We start from the raw sequence: 16600 nt of genomic DNA, 5'->3' as shown, positions 1-16600 counted from the left end.
CAGATGTTGTGCCAATGTTTCAAACTACCGACAGAGAGATAATTAGATGATCAAATAATGTTGTGGTGGGGCATGAATTTACTCCGGTCATCTTGCAGCAATTGAGTAAACTCGGTCTCATTTATCGCTTTGCTAAAGATATATCCCTGTATTTCTTCGCAGTTTAAGGCGCGTAGGATATTTAATTGTGCCGCTTGCTCGACACCTTCACCGACAACTGACAGACCCATATTGTGAGCAATGGTGATAATAGAATCGACCATCTTCAAATCACGATCTGACTTATCAATATCATCGACAAAGGCTTTATCGATTTTCAGCGTATGAATCGGGAATCTTTTTAAGTAAGAAAGCGATGAATAACCCGTTCCAAAGTCATCTAAAGCAAGGCTCACACCCATTTTGGCTAATTGCTGCATAACAGTAATAGCCATTTCTGGTTGCTTAATAACAGTACCTTCAGTTATTTCTAGCTCTAAATGAGAGGCAGGTAATTGGGTGAGTCGTAAAATTGACTCTATCCGTTGTTGTAGATCGGGTAGGGCAAATTGGCGTGACGATAAATTGACGGCGACTCGACCTTTAAATAGACCTTGCTCACGCCACTTCTGCGCGGCAAAACAGGCCTTTCTGAGTACAATTTCACCTATTTCAATAATCAATCCATTTTCTTCGGCAAGAGGAATAAAATCATTCGGTGGAATCAGTCCTAAGGTTGGATGATTTAATCTTACTAATGCTTCCATTCCTGCGACATGACCATGTTTTAGATCAACTTTTGGTTGATAATAAACTTCAAATAAATCTTCTTTTATGCCTTCACGGATTAAATTTTCAGTTTCAAGCTGTTTAATCGCATGTTCATTGAGTGATTCTGAGTAAAACTGGTAACAATTACCCCCTGCAGATTTTGCATGGTACATGGCAATATCAGCTTTTCTGAGTAAGGCTTGCTCACTTTGTTCATCCTCAGGGTAGAGAACAATACCAATGCTGACTCCTAAGACTAATTGTTCACTATCAATTTCAAATACGGTTTTAAAGGCTTCGATAACACGGCCCGCAATAGCTGCACATGCACTAATATCAGAAGCTTTATCTAGCACTATGGCAAATTCATCTCCACCCAATCGATAAATATTAGTGTTTTTAGGTACAGAAGATTTAATTCTGACTGATACAAGTTTTAGTAATTTATCACCAACTTGGTGACCTAATGAGTCATTGATACGCTTAAAGTTATCTAAATCGAGAACCATCAGTGCATGGTTTATTTCTTTATTGACTAAGTTTCCTAATGTGACTTGTAGATTTGAACGATTCGGCAAACCAGTTAGTAAATCATTGTTGGTGAGCTTTCGAAGCTCTTCTTCCTGCTGTTTACGTCTTGATATATCAGAGAAAACACCAACATAATGCGACAATTCACCTAATTCATCGTAAATGGCGTCAATTGTGAGCTCCATATGAAAATGGCTGTTATCGCCACGGCTTGCTTCCACTTCACTTGCCCATCGACCTTGCTGTTTCAGCATAGTACGAATCTGATTTGAGAAGGATTCAGGATATAATTCGAAGGTCAGAAGGTTACCAATAAAATCCGAAAGATTTCGTTGTGAAATTCTACAGCAGGCTTCGTTCACTTCTACGAAACGGTATTCACTGTCAAGAATAAACATACCTTCAGAAATATTTTCAATCGCTTTTTCGAAGAGTCTTAATTGTTCTTCTTTTTGTTTAAATTGACTGATATTTTTAATAGTGCCAGTCATTCGTAGAGCGTTATCTTTATCATCTCGTTCTACAATTTTAGCTCTATCTAAAATCCATATCCAACTATCATCTTTGCCTTTGACTCTATATGCTGCTTCGAAATGATCTGTCTCACCATAGAAGTGTTTATTTAGTGCTTCTCTAACGCGTTCTTGATCCATTGGATGTATATTACTTTCTTCATCTCGATTACCCGAGCGATGTCCATCTCGTGGAAACTCTAATGCTCCCCAAATATTCGAACGGAAAATATTACCCGTTTCTATATCCCAGTCCCACATTTCATCGCCACTTCCCCAAAGAGAAAGCTTTAAACGCTCTTCACTTAATGCTATCTGTCGTTGGATTTCTCGTTTTCTTAAAACGGCCCTAAAAATGAAGAAAATAATTAATACTGTAAGAGAAATGTATACTGTTTTAGCTATGCCAGACAACCACCAGGGAGGGGTTATATATATTTGAATAGATGTTATTGGTCCTTTATCCTTTGTGACTGGGTTTTCCCCATACACATTAAATACATATTCACCATGTGAAAGATTAGTATAAGTTGCAGAGTTAACTCCTGTTGTTGCAGGCATCCAAGAGTCACTGAGGCCTTTTAAATTATAATAATACTCAATGTTTTTGTTACTTGACTTGGGAGAGTTGAACTTGATTGTAAATGGATAGTCTGAATATTTTAGCTCTATTTTATCTAGTTTTGATATGCTTTTTGTTAATGTTTTGCCATCAATATTTACAGGCTTGTTGAATATTAATAACTCACTGATGTTTGACTCGATAGAATTCCCTTTAAGGTAAGGTAGTAATTCATTTTTATTTATGGCACTTACTCCTGAGATGCCGCCAAAATAAAATATGCCATCATTGAATAATCCACTTTGATTATTATATTCATCTTGGCTTCCATCTTCGGTTGATAATGTATAAAAGTTATTATCGTATCTTACAATTAACTCACTAATAGATGATGCAATAAAATCGTTACCATCTGTCGCAATAGAGTATATAGGCTTATTTGTACTAAAAATTAAACGTGTTTCTAAATTGCTCTTCTTTGTAGAGAAAATAGCTGTTCTTGTGCCAAAAATATATTCATCTTTCATTTCTGAAATGCAATAAACAAAGTCTTCATTGAATATGTTTTTTTCTATACCATCTTTATCAATTAAGATCAGGCCACCTTGTGTAGCCAGTAATAACTCATTAGAATCATTTTTTAATATTTGGAATATAGGATATTTGTTTTTTAATGTATATTTTGTATAGCTTTTAGTTTCTGGCAGTGTAAATGTAAAGATTTCAGAGTTATCAGTTACAGCAATCAATTTTTCTGGGTTATTTGTTTTTAATAAAGTACTTATATTTGAGTTGATTAATTGAGTGCTTATATTGTTATCAAGTTTGAATAGTCCATTATATCCACCATATATAATTGAGTTGTTTGTGGATGTAATATATTTTGGTCCATTAGTATTTGTTTTGATAACTTTATCTAGATTAAATTTGTTGTCATATATTTTTATTTCTGAACTATCATCGGATATGGCTAGTCCGTTGTTATCTAAAGTCGAAATCGACCATATGTTACCGTGAGGTTCGACTAAAGACTTTACAAGATTTCTATTATCTCTTACTAGGGTGAACCCCATGCCTAATGAAGGGATTAATATATAATTTTTTGTTCGGTATGTTTTCCTAACCGCCGAAGCAATATTCTCCGATATAAAGCCAATAGTTTCGATATCAAGAGTTTTAGAGTTTGTTCTTAATAGCTGATTGTGAGTAATCGAGGTGAGCTCATCTCTGAGTTTTTTTGTTAATGGTACTTTATTTGATATTACTCGATATCGGCCATTAGGCGAAAGTTCTAGTATTCCAATCTGAGATATTTCAATGTCTGTGGAGTTTTTAGATAAAACATCTGATTTGTTGTTTTTGTCAGTGAAAAATATTTTCCCATCATGATTTCTTACTATGTACCCATCAGAAGTTTTTATTGCCTTCTTCACAAAGTTAAAAGTGTCATTTTTATATTTTCTTTCTATCTTTAGGCTTTTTTTATCTATTTCGATTAATGTATCTTTAGTACTAATTGTATAAACATCACCATTATCATTTATTGACCAGATTGCTTCATTGATTTCTGGGTATTTTTCAAAGGTCTCTAAGTCCGGATTGTATATGTTCAGACCATTGTCAGTACCTACAAATAATGTGCCATTATCAAATAGCAAACTTTGAATAAATGAGCTGGATAAACCTGAGCGATCATTTGTAAAAAAGTGTTTAAATTCTTCTCCATCGAATCTATTGAGTCCATTTAACGTTCCAATCCATATATACCCATCAGCATCTTCAACTACTGATGTAATGGTACTTTGCGATAGGCCTTCGGGAACACCATAGGATTCTGTCTTTAGTGCTATGGGAAGCTCTTGTGCATTAGCACAAGAAAGCAATATGAGCGCAAAAACTAGAAGAATGTTTAAGAGTGCTTGAGGCATAGTGTTGTTCTTAGTATTTTCGGAGGATGCCATGAAACAATTGTGTTACATCACTTTTCCAGAAATACCCGCTTTTGTCAAAAGTGAGAATGTAAAAATTCCTTTTAATTGCAGATAGATGGAGTCTGATAGCGTACGGTTTTTCATCAGATTGATGGGGTAGGCGTGTTTTACATTAATTTTTCATGCTAAGACCATAGATAACACTACACAAATGCATTAAAGCAGCGGTTATGTTTGTTTACAACAATTACAGGATTACTGAGCTTATATCACGATTTTGATTAAAAATTAAACTTGTCAGTGTTTTGTTTAAACAATTTAAGATCGGTAATCATATTGTCAGATTTGAGTGCTGATTGCGATGTATGCTCACAACCTGTACTAAAAAGCACTAAGCGATCACTATGCTTAGTGCGCATTTTTTGCATCATAAACTTGAGTAAATCAGGGCGGGTGAGTTTACTTATTTCAGCCACAACCAGTTCCCGTTGATTGAACTGGTAATCTCGATTACCTACACTAACCCAATAACGCTGGCCACGGGTTTTCAGGTTGGCATCGTGTTCCATCACTTGATTGATGAGACCTTGTTTTGTACTTTCCCATTCTTCATTGGTAATTTGCATAACAGCATAGTTAAAGTCTGCAATAAACTCATCTATTGCTTCTAGTAAAGACAGTGGTCCTGTGGTGGGAGATTGAATATAAAAAATGAGTCCAGGATGTCGATTTAGCGGCAAATATCCAGTGCCAACCATATAGCCTAACTGTTTTTCTGTGCGCAGTTCATGGAAGAAGGTTGAAGACATTGTGTGATTAAGTAAGCTAAACAGCGCCATTTTTTCTGGCGTTGCCCTTGCTGACTGGTAATACACAATAATGGCGCTATCTTGATGATCTATCGCCAGTTCTCTTAAAAGTGTGCCTTGTCCGGTTAAATTAATTAATTCTCGGGTCGATTCGGCGCTTGGACTAGAGACAAGCGATAAAATATGTTCCAGACGTTTGCCAAGTGCCTGTGCCTCTGAGACTAACCAATCCCCGTATATTAAACCTTCAAGATAAATTTTCTCGTAAAATGCCCTTACATGGTTGTGTAGGTCATTCAAGGTGATGTTTTCAAGCGCTTGTGCCATTCTGGCTGGTTCGTAACTGCGTTTCTGTAATGTTGCCGTCAGGCTGGTAAACAGCTGAGAAATTGGCTTAGCTTGAGCCAAATTTTGCCAACTACGTAGCAACTGAGACTTGATTAATGCAAATCGTTCTTCAGTAAAATTACGTTCTCTTGCTTTATGGATAAGCAAAGCTAATAGCGTCTCTTGATTACCTGTAAAACCTGACAAATGCAGCGTTATTCCACCCTGATGCGGGTAGATGTTATAACTCAATCCTGCGACTTCCGCTTGATAAGTAGGCTCAGTCAGATAATCGAGCAACATCTCGACATACAAGCGGGTGAGGGCGGCATGTTTTGGTGTTTTACTTGCTTGCTCTGAGTCGAGTGATAAATACATATGCCCTTTAGGAACATTAAATTCATCGTCTTTTTTATGCCAAATACGATATCCCGTGGATTCAGCAACGATGACTGGGACAGCAACTTCGCTTTTATCGGGGCGAGCAATAGAATCAGCCACAATGAAGGGATTCGCTGCAGGTAACTGGAGTTCTGGGCGAATATCTGTGACTTGCCAGCGGGCGAGTGACTCAGGCTTTATCGGCAAAACTTGGTAAGGTGTGTGATACCAGCTGGCTTTACGTTCTGTTGCCACTGATTGGGCGATAAGCTGCAACCGCATGTTTTGCGGCGTCATTAGTGCCAATAATTCGAGGGTTTCGGCTACGTCTAAGCCATCCATGCGATAATCACCAAACAACAGATCTTCCACTTCATAGTGGTGCATATTGATGCTTAAGTGGCTGGCCAAATCGAGGGATTTGACTTGCTCTTGATAGCGAAATGCCATTTTCAGCAGATTTGCTCGCTCTAAATAGCGCCAGTCTTCAAGGCCTTGAGTTTTAATCAGTTCTATGTACTCAAAACAGCTGCAAACAATGTCGTCAATATTGTTCATGCCTTTGTCGGTGAGCTGTAGGCCAATACTATAGTCTTTGAAGTTATAACCATTGACTCCGCCACCTGCCGATAAATTATTCACTAAACCTTGTTCTTTAAGGTACGACAGCAGGCTGCCTTTACTCTCATTGCCGAGAATATGGCTAATATAGGTGAGCGGTTTACGTTTGTAATAGTGGTCAATGCCAGGAAAATTAAAGCTGATGCTTAAACGTTTTTGTTCCTTTAAAGGAATGATATTAACTTGCTTTAGTAGTTCATTTGCAGAAAAAAGAGGTACCTGTGGGTACTGTTTTGCGATGTTTAAGTTTCTGATATCGCTAAAATATTGCACTGCAAGTACTTGCAGTTCGTCTAATGAGAGCGGGGCGACTAAACACAGAGTCATCAAATTAGCACTGTAGTGAGTTTGATAAAACGTCAATAATTCACTTCTAACCTGCGCCTGCTCACCACCTAAAGTGACTAAGTTACCCACGGAGAATTTTGAGAATGGATGCTGTTGATTGACCGTTTCTTTAAGTACTTGATAGGTGCGGCGAATATCGTCTTTCAGCTTTAAACTAAATTCAGATTCAATGGCTTGACGTTCTCTATCCACCAGTTCCAAGTCAAATTTGGGCGCGATAAAGAATTGGCTAAACCTATCTAAGGAGTCGGCAAAGACATCGGTGTTGATGGTAAAAAAGAAATTCGTGTGCTCTGTGCCAGTCCAAGCATTGTTACTGCCGCCATGCTGATTGATAAAGGCATGGTACTCGCCGGAGTCGGGGAATTTTTCAGTGCCTAAAAAGAGCATATGCTCTAAAAAATGCGCCATACCCGGTCTATCCACAGGATCATCAAAATGTCCGACAGCAACCGCCATGGAGGCCGCAGATTGGCTAGCGTCCAAATCTTCCACCAATAATACCCGCAGCGCATTATCTAACACGAGATAACGGTACTGGCGATGATCGTTTGGACTTTTGTAAATAGACTGAGAGGCTTGCAAAGAGACACTCCGATAACGATGGCTTGTTATATATTGATAGTCTTAATGGTTTTTGGCAAATATCTCTTGTGCTTATCGACTAAAGATTAACGCTTGCAAGGTTTGTCGAAATCCATTTTAGGGCTACAATTGGGATAAAACAAAAACAAGTGTGAGTAGCGAGAGACGTATGCAGCTATTTTTGATGCGACATGGTGAGGCTGGATTTAATGCTCAGTCGGATAGAGATAGAACACTAACCGATGTTGGAAGACACCATACTGTCTTGATGAGCAACTGGTTAGCCCGAAGCGTCAGCGATTTTGATCTTGTTTTGGTCAGTCCTTACTTACGTGCTCAGCAAACTTGGCAAGAGTTAAGTCAACATTTTCCTGAGCCGCGCAAATGGCTGGTTGTCGATGATCTCGTGCCTTCCGGTGATCCTGCCAATGTCGCCGCCTTGATTTTGGCTTATGCCGAGTTATACAAAGCCGATAAAGTGTTGGTGATTTCCCATATGCCGCTGTTAGGTTATTTGGTGAGTGAGCTAGTTGCAGGTGTTGAACCGCCCTTATTTGCGACTTCTGGGATCACATTAATCGATAAACATGCCGAGCAAGCCTCTCTTATGTGGCAGCATGCTCCCCATAGTATTAGTTAATAAATTCAATATAAAACAAAGGGCCCACATTAGTGGGCCCTTTGTTTTAGTATGTTTTTTTATAAAGTTGAATAACTTAACGTCTATGGGGCTGGTCGCCAATATCAATCAGTACCAGTAATGCGGCATCGCCACCCCATTCTTTGGGGGCCTGATGAAAGGCTTTTACCATAGGATGTTGCACCAACCACATCGGCACTTGCTGTTTAAGTATGCCAGTGCCATAACCGTGCATCACACAACAACATTGGCTTTGCTGTTTTACACAGGCTTGGATCAGCGCTGCTAATTCGAGTTTGGCTTCCGACTGGCGATAACCGTGTAAGTCCAGCAGTAAATCCGGCTGATAATCGCCACGTCTTAAGCGTTTAAGCTCCAGACTATCGACACCCTCGTCGAGCCAACGCATTGGCCCCTGAACGGGCAGCAGAGGTTGATAAGTATCTGAGAAATAACTATTAGCATGCAATTGCTGCTCTTTTAGTTCAATTTCCTGTTTGGTTTTTAGGGGCGTGCGAAAATGCCGCTTATCTTGGGTGATAGGTTTTATCCCCTCGATCAGCGCCGAAAACATCGCCATGCCTTCTTTATCATCTTCTTTATTCATGGCGGGTATTCTATTGAATCCTATGGTTTCTGAACAGAGTTCAGTTACAATGTTTACGAACACACAAGCGGGAGAGCGTTTTGGATAAGATCTTTGTAGATGAAGCTGTGACAGAGTTGCGCACCATTGGTGATATGTTGCGTTGGGCGGTGAGCCGCTTTAATGATGCTAATGTGTACTATGGCCACGGGACGGATAACGCGTGGGATGAGGCGATTGCCTTAGTGTTCCATGCGCTGCACTTGCCTGAAGAAATCGGCCAACAGGTGATTTTAAGTAACTTAACCAGCAGCGAAAAACACAAAATTGTCGAGCTTATCATTCGTCGCGTTCGTGAACGCTTGCCTGTGCCATATTTAACCAATAAAGCGCGCTTTGCAGGGCTTGAGTTCTATGTGGATGAGCGCGTATTGGTGCCACGTTCACCTATCGCCGAGATGATTGCCAATCGCTTTGGTCCTTGGTTATATGGCAAACCCGTTAATCGTATTTTAGATTTATGCACTGGCAGTGGCTGTATTGCGATTGCCTGTGCCTACGAATTTGATGAAGCAGAGGTCGATGCGCTCGATATCAGCGAAGATGCCCTCGATGTGGCGCAAATCAACGTTGAAACCTTAGGGGTGATGGACAGAGTTTTCCCGATGCAATCGGATCTGTTTTCAGCCATTCCTGAAGGTCCACAATACGATTTGATTGTTTCTAATCCGCCCTATGTTGATGAAGAAGACATCGGCGATATGCCAGATGAATATCACCATGAGCCAGCCATTGGGTTAGCTTCCGGTCGTGATGGCCTTGACTTAACCAAACGCATTTTAGCGAATGCGGCTCAATACCTAACACCAACGGGCATTTTAGTGGTTGAAGTGGGTAACTCTATGGTGCATCTGATGGAACAATTCCCTGAAGTGCCATTTACCTGGGTTAACTTTGAACACGGCGGCGACGGCGTGTTTGTGCTGACTCGTGATCAACTGATCGAACATCAATCGCTTTTCGCCATTTATCGTGACGCGCAATAATCACAATAAGCACATAAATTAGGTTGAGTCTTTTCCCGCTGCCAGTTAGGCTTGCAGCGGGAAAAAGAATTGTCCAGCCATTGCTGGGCGCGGAGCGAGAAGCAAATCATTTAAGGTGTAAAAAGCGGATGTCTGGAAACAGTATTGGTCAAAATTTTGTGGTGACTACCTTTGGTGAAAGTCACGGTGTGGCGCTCGGTTGTATTATTGATGGTTGCCCACCAGGGCTCGAACTTACCGAAGCTGATATGCAACATGATTTAGACCGCCGTCGTCCTGGTACATCACGTTACACTACCGCCCGCCGCGAGCCTGATGAAGTACGGATCTTATCCGGTGTATTTGAAGGCAAAACCACGGGCACCTCTATTGGGCTTCTGATCGAAAACACTGATCAGCGCAGCCAAGATTACTCCAATATCAAAGATTTATTCCGTCCAGGACATGCCGATTACACTTATCAGCAAAAGTACGGCCTGCGTGATTACCGTGGCGGCGGCCGTTCATCGGCCCGCGAAACCGCTATGCGGGTTGCTGCAGGCGCTGTGGCGAAAAAGTATTTAAAACAAGTGCATGGTATTACCATTCAAGGCTATATGTCTCAACTTGGGCCGATTTGCGCCGAAACCCTCGATTTTAGTCAAATCGAGCAAAATGCCTTTTTCTTCCCCGATGCGACTAAGCTCGAGGCGCTAGATGAGTATTTGCGCGAGCTGAAAAAATCCGGTGACTCGATTGGCGCCAAAATATCGGTGGTGGCGACGAATGTGCCTGTTGGACTGGGTGAGCCCGTGTTTGATAGGCTCGATGCCGATATTGCCCATGCCTTAATGGGCATTAACGCAGTAAAGGGCGTCGAAATAGGTGATGGTTTTGGTGTGGTGACGCAAAAGGGTTCTGAAGGGCGTGATTTAATGTCGCCGCTGGGTTTTGAATCAAATCATGCGGGTGGCATCCTCGGCGGCATCTCATCGGGTCAACCGATTATTGCGCATATCGCATTAAAACCGACTTCGAGTATCAGTGTGCCGGGCCAAAGCATGACGGCCCAAGGAGAAATGGTGGAAGTGGTGACTAAAGGTCGTCACGATCCCTGTGTTGGGATCCGTGCGGTACCGATCGCCGAAGCTATGCTGGCGATTGTGTTGATGGATCATCTTTTACGGCATAGAGCGCAAAATCAAGATGTCCGTAGCCATACACCGATTCTTGGTATGAGATAGGCAGTAAGAAACAGCCAGCATAAGACAACAGTAATGCATAGCGGTTGTGATAACTGTGCAATAAATGGAATGCGTTAATGCTTACAATCTCTAGCACAAGCCAGCAATTACGCTGGCTATGTGCTTGTTATTTTTTCTTCTTTTCAATTCTCGGTACTATGATCCCCTACCTTGGGGTGTTCTTCGAAAACCGTGGATTTAATCCTCAAGAAATCGGTTTTTTACTCGCGATTTTAATGGCGACGCGTATCGTGGCCCCCAATGTGTGGGCTAAGGTGGCCGATCGCACGGGCATGCGCGCCGAATTGGTGAAGATGGGCGCGGGCGCCGCGATGCTGGCGTATTTAAGCTTTTTCTACCACGGTGGTTTTGTGTATATGGCGCTGAGTCTTGCGTTGTATACCTTTTTTTGGAACGCGATTTTGGCGCAGCTTGAGGTGATCACCCTCGAAACCTTAGGTGAAAATGCCAGTCGTTATGGGCAAATTCGCAGCTTTGGTAGCATCGGCTATATCTGCTTAGTCGTCGGCGCGGGTTTTGCCATTGGCCAATGGGGCACCGAGGTGCTGCCCTATATTGGTTTAGTTTTGTTTACGGGGATGCTGGTGTGTGCCTTGCCATTGCCAGCCAATCGAGCTGTGCGCCCACAAGGGCAGGAGCGCCAGCCACTTAAATGGACCAAACCTATTATCTGGTTCATGATCTCGGCAATGTTATTACAGATGAGTGCTGGGCCTTTTTACGGTTTCTTTGTGCTCTATCTCAAGCAGGCGGGTTACACCGAAGCAGCCGCTGGGATCTTTGTTGCCTTAGGGGCAATGGCCGAAATCGTGATGTTTATGTTTGCGCCTCGCTTACTTGGGCGTTATGGCGTGAATACCTTGCTTGTCGTCAGTATTGCGATGACCGCCGTGCGTTGGTTATTGGTCGCGTTTGGCGTAGAGAGCATGTTATTACTGGGCTTAAGCCAAGTGCTACATGCGTTCACCTTTGGCTTAACCCATGCGGCCTCGATTCAATTTGTGCATCGAAATTTTGATGCCAGTCATCGCAGCCAAGGGCAAGCCTTGTATGCCAGCTTAAGCTTTGGCGTTGGTGGTGCACTCGGAACGTGGATTTGTGGCTATATCTGGGGCGATGGCAGCGGGGCGGTGTGGTCTTGGGTATTTGCAGCAGCATGTGCCTTTACGGCTATGTTAGCAGTGTTTTTTATCCCAAAGGATAGGACGCAAGTCGTTGCGCCATAAGCTGACATTGATTGTGAAAAATAACTCATTGTAAAAAAAGAATAATCAACAAGAGAGGTTAAGGTGATCCGGTTTCGTTTAGGCTTAGTCATCAATCCACTGGCGGGTTTAGGTGGAAGTGTGGGTCTTAAGGGCAGCGATGGGGTGGCAGAAGAAGCCCTTGCCTTAGGCGCCGAGCCCAAGGCGATAAAGCGTATGATGCAAGCCTTAGAAGTCATTGCACCCTATGCCAATGATATCGAAATCATCACCGCCTCAGGCGTGATGGGGGAAGATGCCGCTAAAGCCTTAGGTTTTAACACCCGTGTTGTGTATCAAACCCCGGATAAAACCCAAGCCATCGATACGCAAGCCGTGGTGCGTACCTTGTTAAATGAACCCCTCGATTTATTACTGTTTGCGGGTGGCGATGGCACGGCTCGCGATGTGTATAGCGTGTTTGAACAAGCGGTTATCGACGATAAATTACCGGTACTTGGTGTGCCGGCTGGGGTGAAAATCCATTCCGGTGTTTACGGTATCACGCCCCATGCTGCGGGTATGGTGGTGAAAATGCTGCTCGATGGCGAGTTGGTTAGCCTAATGAGCGCCGATGTGATGGATATTGATGAAGTCGCGTTTCGCCAAGGTACGGTGCGTGCCAAACGCTTTGGTGAGTTGTTAGTGCCTGCTGAGCCGCGTTATGTACAAGCGGTAAAGATGGGCGGCAAAGAGGTTGACGAGTTAGTGCTCGCCGATATTGCTGCCGATGTTATCCAGCAGATGGAAGATGAGCTGTACATTATGGGATCAGGTAGTACGGTCGCCTTTGTGATGGAGGAACTTGGCCTTGATAATACTCTGCTGGGGGTTGACCTTATCCAAGATAAAGCCTTGGTGGCGAGTGATTTAACCGCCAAGCAGTTACTCAAACTTACCCAAGATAAGCCGACAAAACTGATGATTACCTTGATTGGCGGCCAGGGCCACATTCTTGGTCGTGGCAACCAGCAGTTGTCGCCAGAGCTTATTCGCCGCCTCGGTAAGGACAATATTATTATCCTCGCCACAAAAACTAAGCTAAAAGCACTTGAAGGACGCCCCTTAATTGTGGATAGTGGCGACCCTCAATTAGATCGTGAGCTTTGTGGCTATTACAAAGTGACAACGGGTTACCATGATTATGTGATGTATCAGGTGGCCAACCCCGACTATTCAGATTTATTCTCCTCGGAGATTGCAAGCACCGAGGGGCCTGCTGCCATTTAGGCGAAATACATTATTGGAGAGTTTTACCCGATGTTAGAGCAGTATGAAGATGCATTATCGCAATGGATTGAGTCCGTTGTGAGCCATGGTGATGACGATGCCTTATTTGCCTGCGGTTATCTGCAAGGCCATGTGGCGGTGGTGTTATCGCAACTTGAAGACCAAGGCGAGAGCACGCTAGAAGCCTTACTTGAAAAAATGACTGAATGTTTAGCCCTTGCTCGCCAAGAATTAAATGATGCCGATTACGCGCTGGTAGAAGCGGCGTGGGCAGAATTGCATGGCAAAATTGTTAGTCATTTAGCGGCATAATTGATGAGTTCATCTACGACGACTTTGGTTGACGAAGTGGCATCACCACAAGCTCAGCAAGCGGTTTATATCGGTTTAGTGAATCCCAAAACGCCCACCAATGTGGGCGGCATTATGCGCGCCTCGGGCTGTTATGGTGTCGATGCGGTGTTTTACACCGGAAAGCGCTATGAATACGCCGCCCGTGGGCCGCAGCAATATAATGCCGATACGCAGAGCGCCGCTGAGCGCATTCCGTTAACTGGAGTCACCTCGTTACTTGATGCGATTCCTGCAGGTACTCAACTGGTTTGCGTGGATTTAGTCTTGGGGGCGACGCCTTTGCCGGAGTTTGTCCATCCCGAAAAAGCCTTTTATGTGTTTGGGCCAGAGGATGGCACCATAGGCCAAGAGATTATCGATAGGGCCGATGCCGTAGTGTATGTGCCTACGGTGGGCTGCATGAATCTGGCGGCGTCGGTCAATGTACTGCTGTACGATAGATTAGCGAAAGCCTATCGCAAACAGGCGACCAATGCAGCTGAGTTTGATGGCGATGCCTTGATCCGCAAAAGTCGTGACAACAATAATCGTACCCGCGTTAAAACCACTAAGCGTGAGTCTTCGAAGTAGTCTTAAGGAGCAGCGTCTTATCCAAAAAGGATTAAGTAATGGCTTAATCCTTTTTTGTTTTTGTACTTTTATCTTGAGAAAATCCCCGTATTGGCGTGCTTAGTTTTCTCTGAGCGATAAAGTTTAATTGCTGCTGCAACTAAGCTCATTAATCCGGTCACCAATAAGAACCACTAAAATCACGACGCTCACTTCCATTAAAGTGCTTTGCCTTTGAGCAGTTTGCGTAACCACATTCGATTCGGGCTGAGTTTATGGAGTGTAGGCCAATCGAGTGGCAGCGGCTCACTGGTTAATTGAGCGGCTAGGCATTCTGCCGCCAATGGCCCCGAACTTAACCCCCGCGAACCTAAGCCACCAAGGATATAAAGGCCATCGTGGATAGGGGCTGGCGTGGTTTGCCAATAATGGCGGATTTGTTCGGCTTGCTGCTGATTAATTTGGTGCTGCTCATGTCTAGCCAAAATCTCATTAACATCGGGAGCACAGCCCATCATCGGGAAATGATCGCGCGTTACCATACGCACACCAACTCGGGCGCTATTGCCGCTAATATCAATATCTTCGACCCAAGCTTGATTAGGATAGCTTTGTTGCATTTTACCAAGATTTTCCAACTGCTCCAGCGGGCAAAAATCGAGGTGCTCAGCCGTTTTTACATAGCTGGCGCCGAGGCAATGCAGCCCTTGATGGCTTGGCGTGAGGTAACCGTTTGCACATAACACTGTGGCCAATTGGCTTAGCTTAAATTGTGCCGGAACATGACTTACTTGACCGCGAAACGGACTTATCTGCAAACGTTCACTGGCAGAGAACTGTGTCAGCTGCGCGCCATTGGCGAGCACGAGTTGACGGAAAGGTCCAAAACGCTGGTCTTGGCTGAGAAGATACCAGCCCTTGGCATCGCGTTCAATTTCAGTGATTTCGGTATTGAAATGGCACTGCACATTGGCAAGCTGCGAGGCTTTATCCGCCGCTGCTTTGGCGTATTCAAAAGGGCACACCCAGCCGCCGAGGGGGTAATAAAATCCAGCCTTATCAATACCTATTTTAGCAATCTTGTTGGCTTCGCTCGCATCAACGGCATAGGCTATTTCCGCCGGCCAGTCTTGGCTTTGGATGATTTTATCGAGTCGTTGTTGGCTGCGTTCATCATGGCCCGTTTGCAGCACACCACAAAAATCATGGGAAATTGGCGTCACGCTAGATGTAGCGTCCGTCCCCATCCTTGATGCAAGACTCAGCGCGGCGATTCGGCGGCGACTGAATAAAAACGCCTGTTGGAAAAAACGACTAAGCTCATCATTTTCTGGCGTGAGTAGAGGATAAATCGCCCCTTGGCGATTACCAGACGCGCCTTGCCCTAAGTCATTATCCTTACAAAACAATATGCTACTTTGGCCTCGTTCTGCTAAGGACAACATCAGATGCGCTGACGCGAGTCCGCCACCTATAATGGCAATTGGCTGCTTGGTTGAGGCTATTTGGGATGGTTTTGGTGTAAACGCTTGATGGTCATCAGCTTGCTGGCGCAGGAGCTTGCGCTCATGCAGCAGAATATCGTCTGTAATAATCTGGCTTGTAATTGAGTCATGGCTTGCAAGTGAGTCAATCTGTTCGCCACTGAGCATATCGGCAGTGATGGCAAGAGGGCTAAAGCCACAGGCTCTGGCGAGATCCTGTGCAGTTTCTGCAAGCTCAACACCGATAAAATGGGCATCATCGGCACTTAAGCGCGCCATTTGCCAGAGCATTTTACGACTCAGCTGCGGTGCCAAATGCGGCAAAACCAGCCATTGCTGAATCGGATGAGTGTCGCAGTGCGGCTGATTGACCAGCATGGTTTGCTGATCGCCAAAATCTAAATCGAGGCTGATGCGACCGTCATCAAAAATTAATCTCTGACACCCTATAATGCGCGCTGGCTTTGCTTCAATGATGGCGTTGGCAATGGGCTGTAAATGCGGATGAAAAATTAAGCTTTGCGATTGATCCCAAAGTAATTTAAGTTCGTAATAGTTAATCGGATTTGGTTCAAACACCTTCAGCAGTAAGCGCGGTAGATTTTGGGTTTTAGCCAGTGTTTGCCAGTAATGAATAAAAGAGAGCAGTTCGATTCCGTCGCCTAATCCCCATTGCCCCATCACACATAAGTGGGGGGATGGTTGCGTCAATAGCGCCGTTAAGCACTGATGTCTAAGGCGGTTTAAATTGTTGAGAGAGTGTGTAGTTGCCTGCGCGCATGAGGGATAAAGGTTGATCAATTGCGGGTAATCACGCTTAAATTGGCAAGATATGTGGGGCTTTGCAGTCAAAGAAATATACTCTC

General features: G+C 43.7%; 11 protein-coding genes. 7 read left to right on the top strand and 4 right to left on the bottom strand.

Going from position 1 to position 16600, the window contains the following annotated elements; genetic code table 11:
• Nucleotides 1–50: 50 nt before the first annotated feature.
• Together H9J30_RS00740 and H9J30_RS00735 are read right to left on the bottom strand one after the other, a co-directional pair.
• Nucleotides 51–4283 (bottom strand): EAL domain-containing protein, encoded by a 4233-nt coding sequence (locus tag H9J30_RS00740; protein WP_240129269.1) that lies wholly within the window; start codon nucleotides 4281–4283, stop codon nucleotides 51–53.
• Nucleotides 4284–4567: 284 nt separating this feature from the next.
• Nucleotides 4568–7357 (bottom strand): insulinase family protein, encoded by a 2790-nt coding sequence (locus H9J30_RS00735; protein WP_240129268.1) that lies wholly within the window; start codon nucleotides 7355–7357, stop codon nucleotides 4568–4570.
• 169 nt (nucleotides 7358–7526) lie between these two features.
• On the opposite strand from H9J30_RS00735, the gene sixA reads away from it, so the two are divergent.
• Complete coding sequence (sixA, locus tag H9J30_RS00730) at nucleotides 7527–7997, top strand: phosphohistidine phosphatase SixA (RefSeq protein WP_240129267.1); 471 nt, start codon at nucleotides 7527–7529, stop codon at nucleotides 7995–7997.
• A gap of 76 nt (nucleotides 7998–8073) precedes the next feature.
• Here sixA and smrB read toward each other — a convergent pair whose 3' ends face one another.
• Entirely contained in the window at nucleotides 8074–8604 is a 531-nt protein-coding gene (smrB, locus tag H9J30_RS00725) for an endonuclease SmrB (RefSeq protein WP_240129266.1), read from the bottom strand.
• A gap of 80 nt (nucleotides 8605–8684) precedes the next feature.
• Between smrB and prmB the strand changes: the two genes are divergently transcribed.
• From prmB to H9J30_RS00695, 6 genes are all read left to right on the top strand, one after another.
• Nucleotides 8685–9629: a 50S ribosomal protein L3 N(5)-glutamine methyltransferase gene (gene prmB, locus H9J30_RS00720; RefSeq protein WP_240129265.1), complete on the top strand. Its 945-nt coding sequence runs from the start codon at nucleotides 8685–8687 to the stop codon at nucleotides 9627–9629.
• Between the two features lie 128 nt (nucleotides 9630–9757).
• Complete coding sequence (gene aroC, locus H9J30_RS00715) at nucleotides 9758–10852, top strand: chorismate synthase (RefSeq protein ID WP_240129264.1); 1095 nt, start codon at nucleotides 9758–9760, stop codon at nucleotides 10850–10852.
• 77 nt (nucleotides 10853–10929) lie between these two features.
• Nucleotides 10930–12099 carry an MFS transporter gene (locus H9J30_RS00710; RefSeq protein ID WP_240129263.1) on the top strand — a complete coding sequence of 390 codons (1170 nt, stop codon included), beginning with the start codon at nucleotides 10930–10932 and terminating at the stop codon, nucleotides 12097–12099.
• A 63-nt stretch (nucleotides 12100–12162) separates the two neighbouring features.
• The gene (locus tag H9J30_RS00705) at nucleotides 12163–13347 is read left to right on the top strand and encodes an ATP-NAD kinase family protein (RefSeq protein ID WP_240129262.1); all 1185 of its coding nucleotides are present in this window, start codon (nucleotides 12163–12165) and stop codon (nucleotides 13345–13347) included.
• A gap of 30 nt (nucleotides 13348–13377) precedes the next feature.
• A complete protein-coding gene (locus tag H9J30_RS00700; protein ID WP_023267701.1) occupies nucleotides 13378–13659 on the top strand; it encodes a YfcL family protein in 282 nt (93 codons plus the stop codon).
• Nucleotides 13660–13662: 3 nt separating this feature from the next.
• Nucleotides 13663–14271, top strand: coding sequence for an RNA methyltransferase (locus tag H9J30_RS00695; RefSeq protein ID WP_240129261.1), 609 nt, complete (start codon nucleotides 13663–13665; stop codon nucleotides 14269–14271).
• A gap of 197 nt (nucleotides 14272–14468) precedes the next feature.
• Here the strand turns inward: H9J30_RS00695 and mnmC1 are convergent, their stop codons facing one another.
• Nucleotides 14469–16586, bottom strand: coding sequence for an FAD-dependent 5-carboxymethylaminomethyl-2-thiouridine(34) oxidoreductase MnmC1 (mnmC1, locus tag H9J30_RS00690; protein WP_240129260.1), 2118 nt, complete (start codon nucleotides 16584–16586; stop codon nucleotides 14469–14471).
• Nucleotides 16587–16600 lie beyond the last annotated feature (14 nt).

The organism is Shewanella cutis, from assembly GCF_022410515.1.
In the GTDB taxonomy this organism is placed as follows: Bacteria; Pseudomonadota; Gammaproteobacteria; order Enterobacterales; family Shewanellaceae; genus Shewanella; species Shewanella cutis.
Note: the sequence above shows the minus strand (reverse complement) of the source record. Positions and strands in the feature narration are given on the sequence as shown.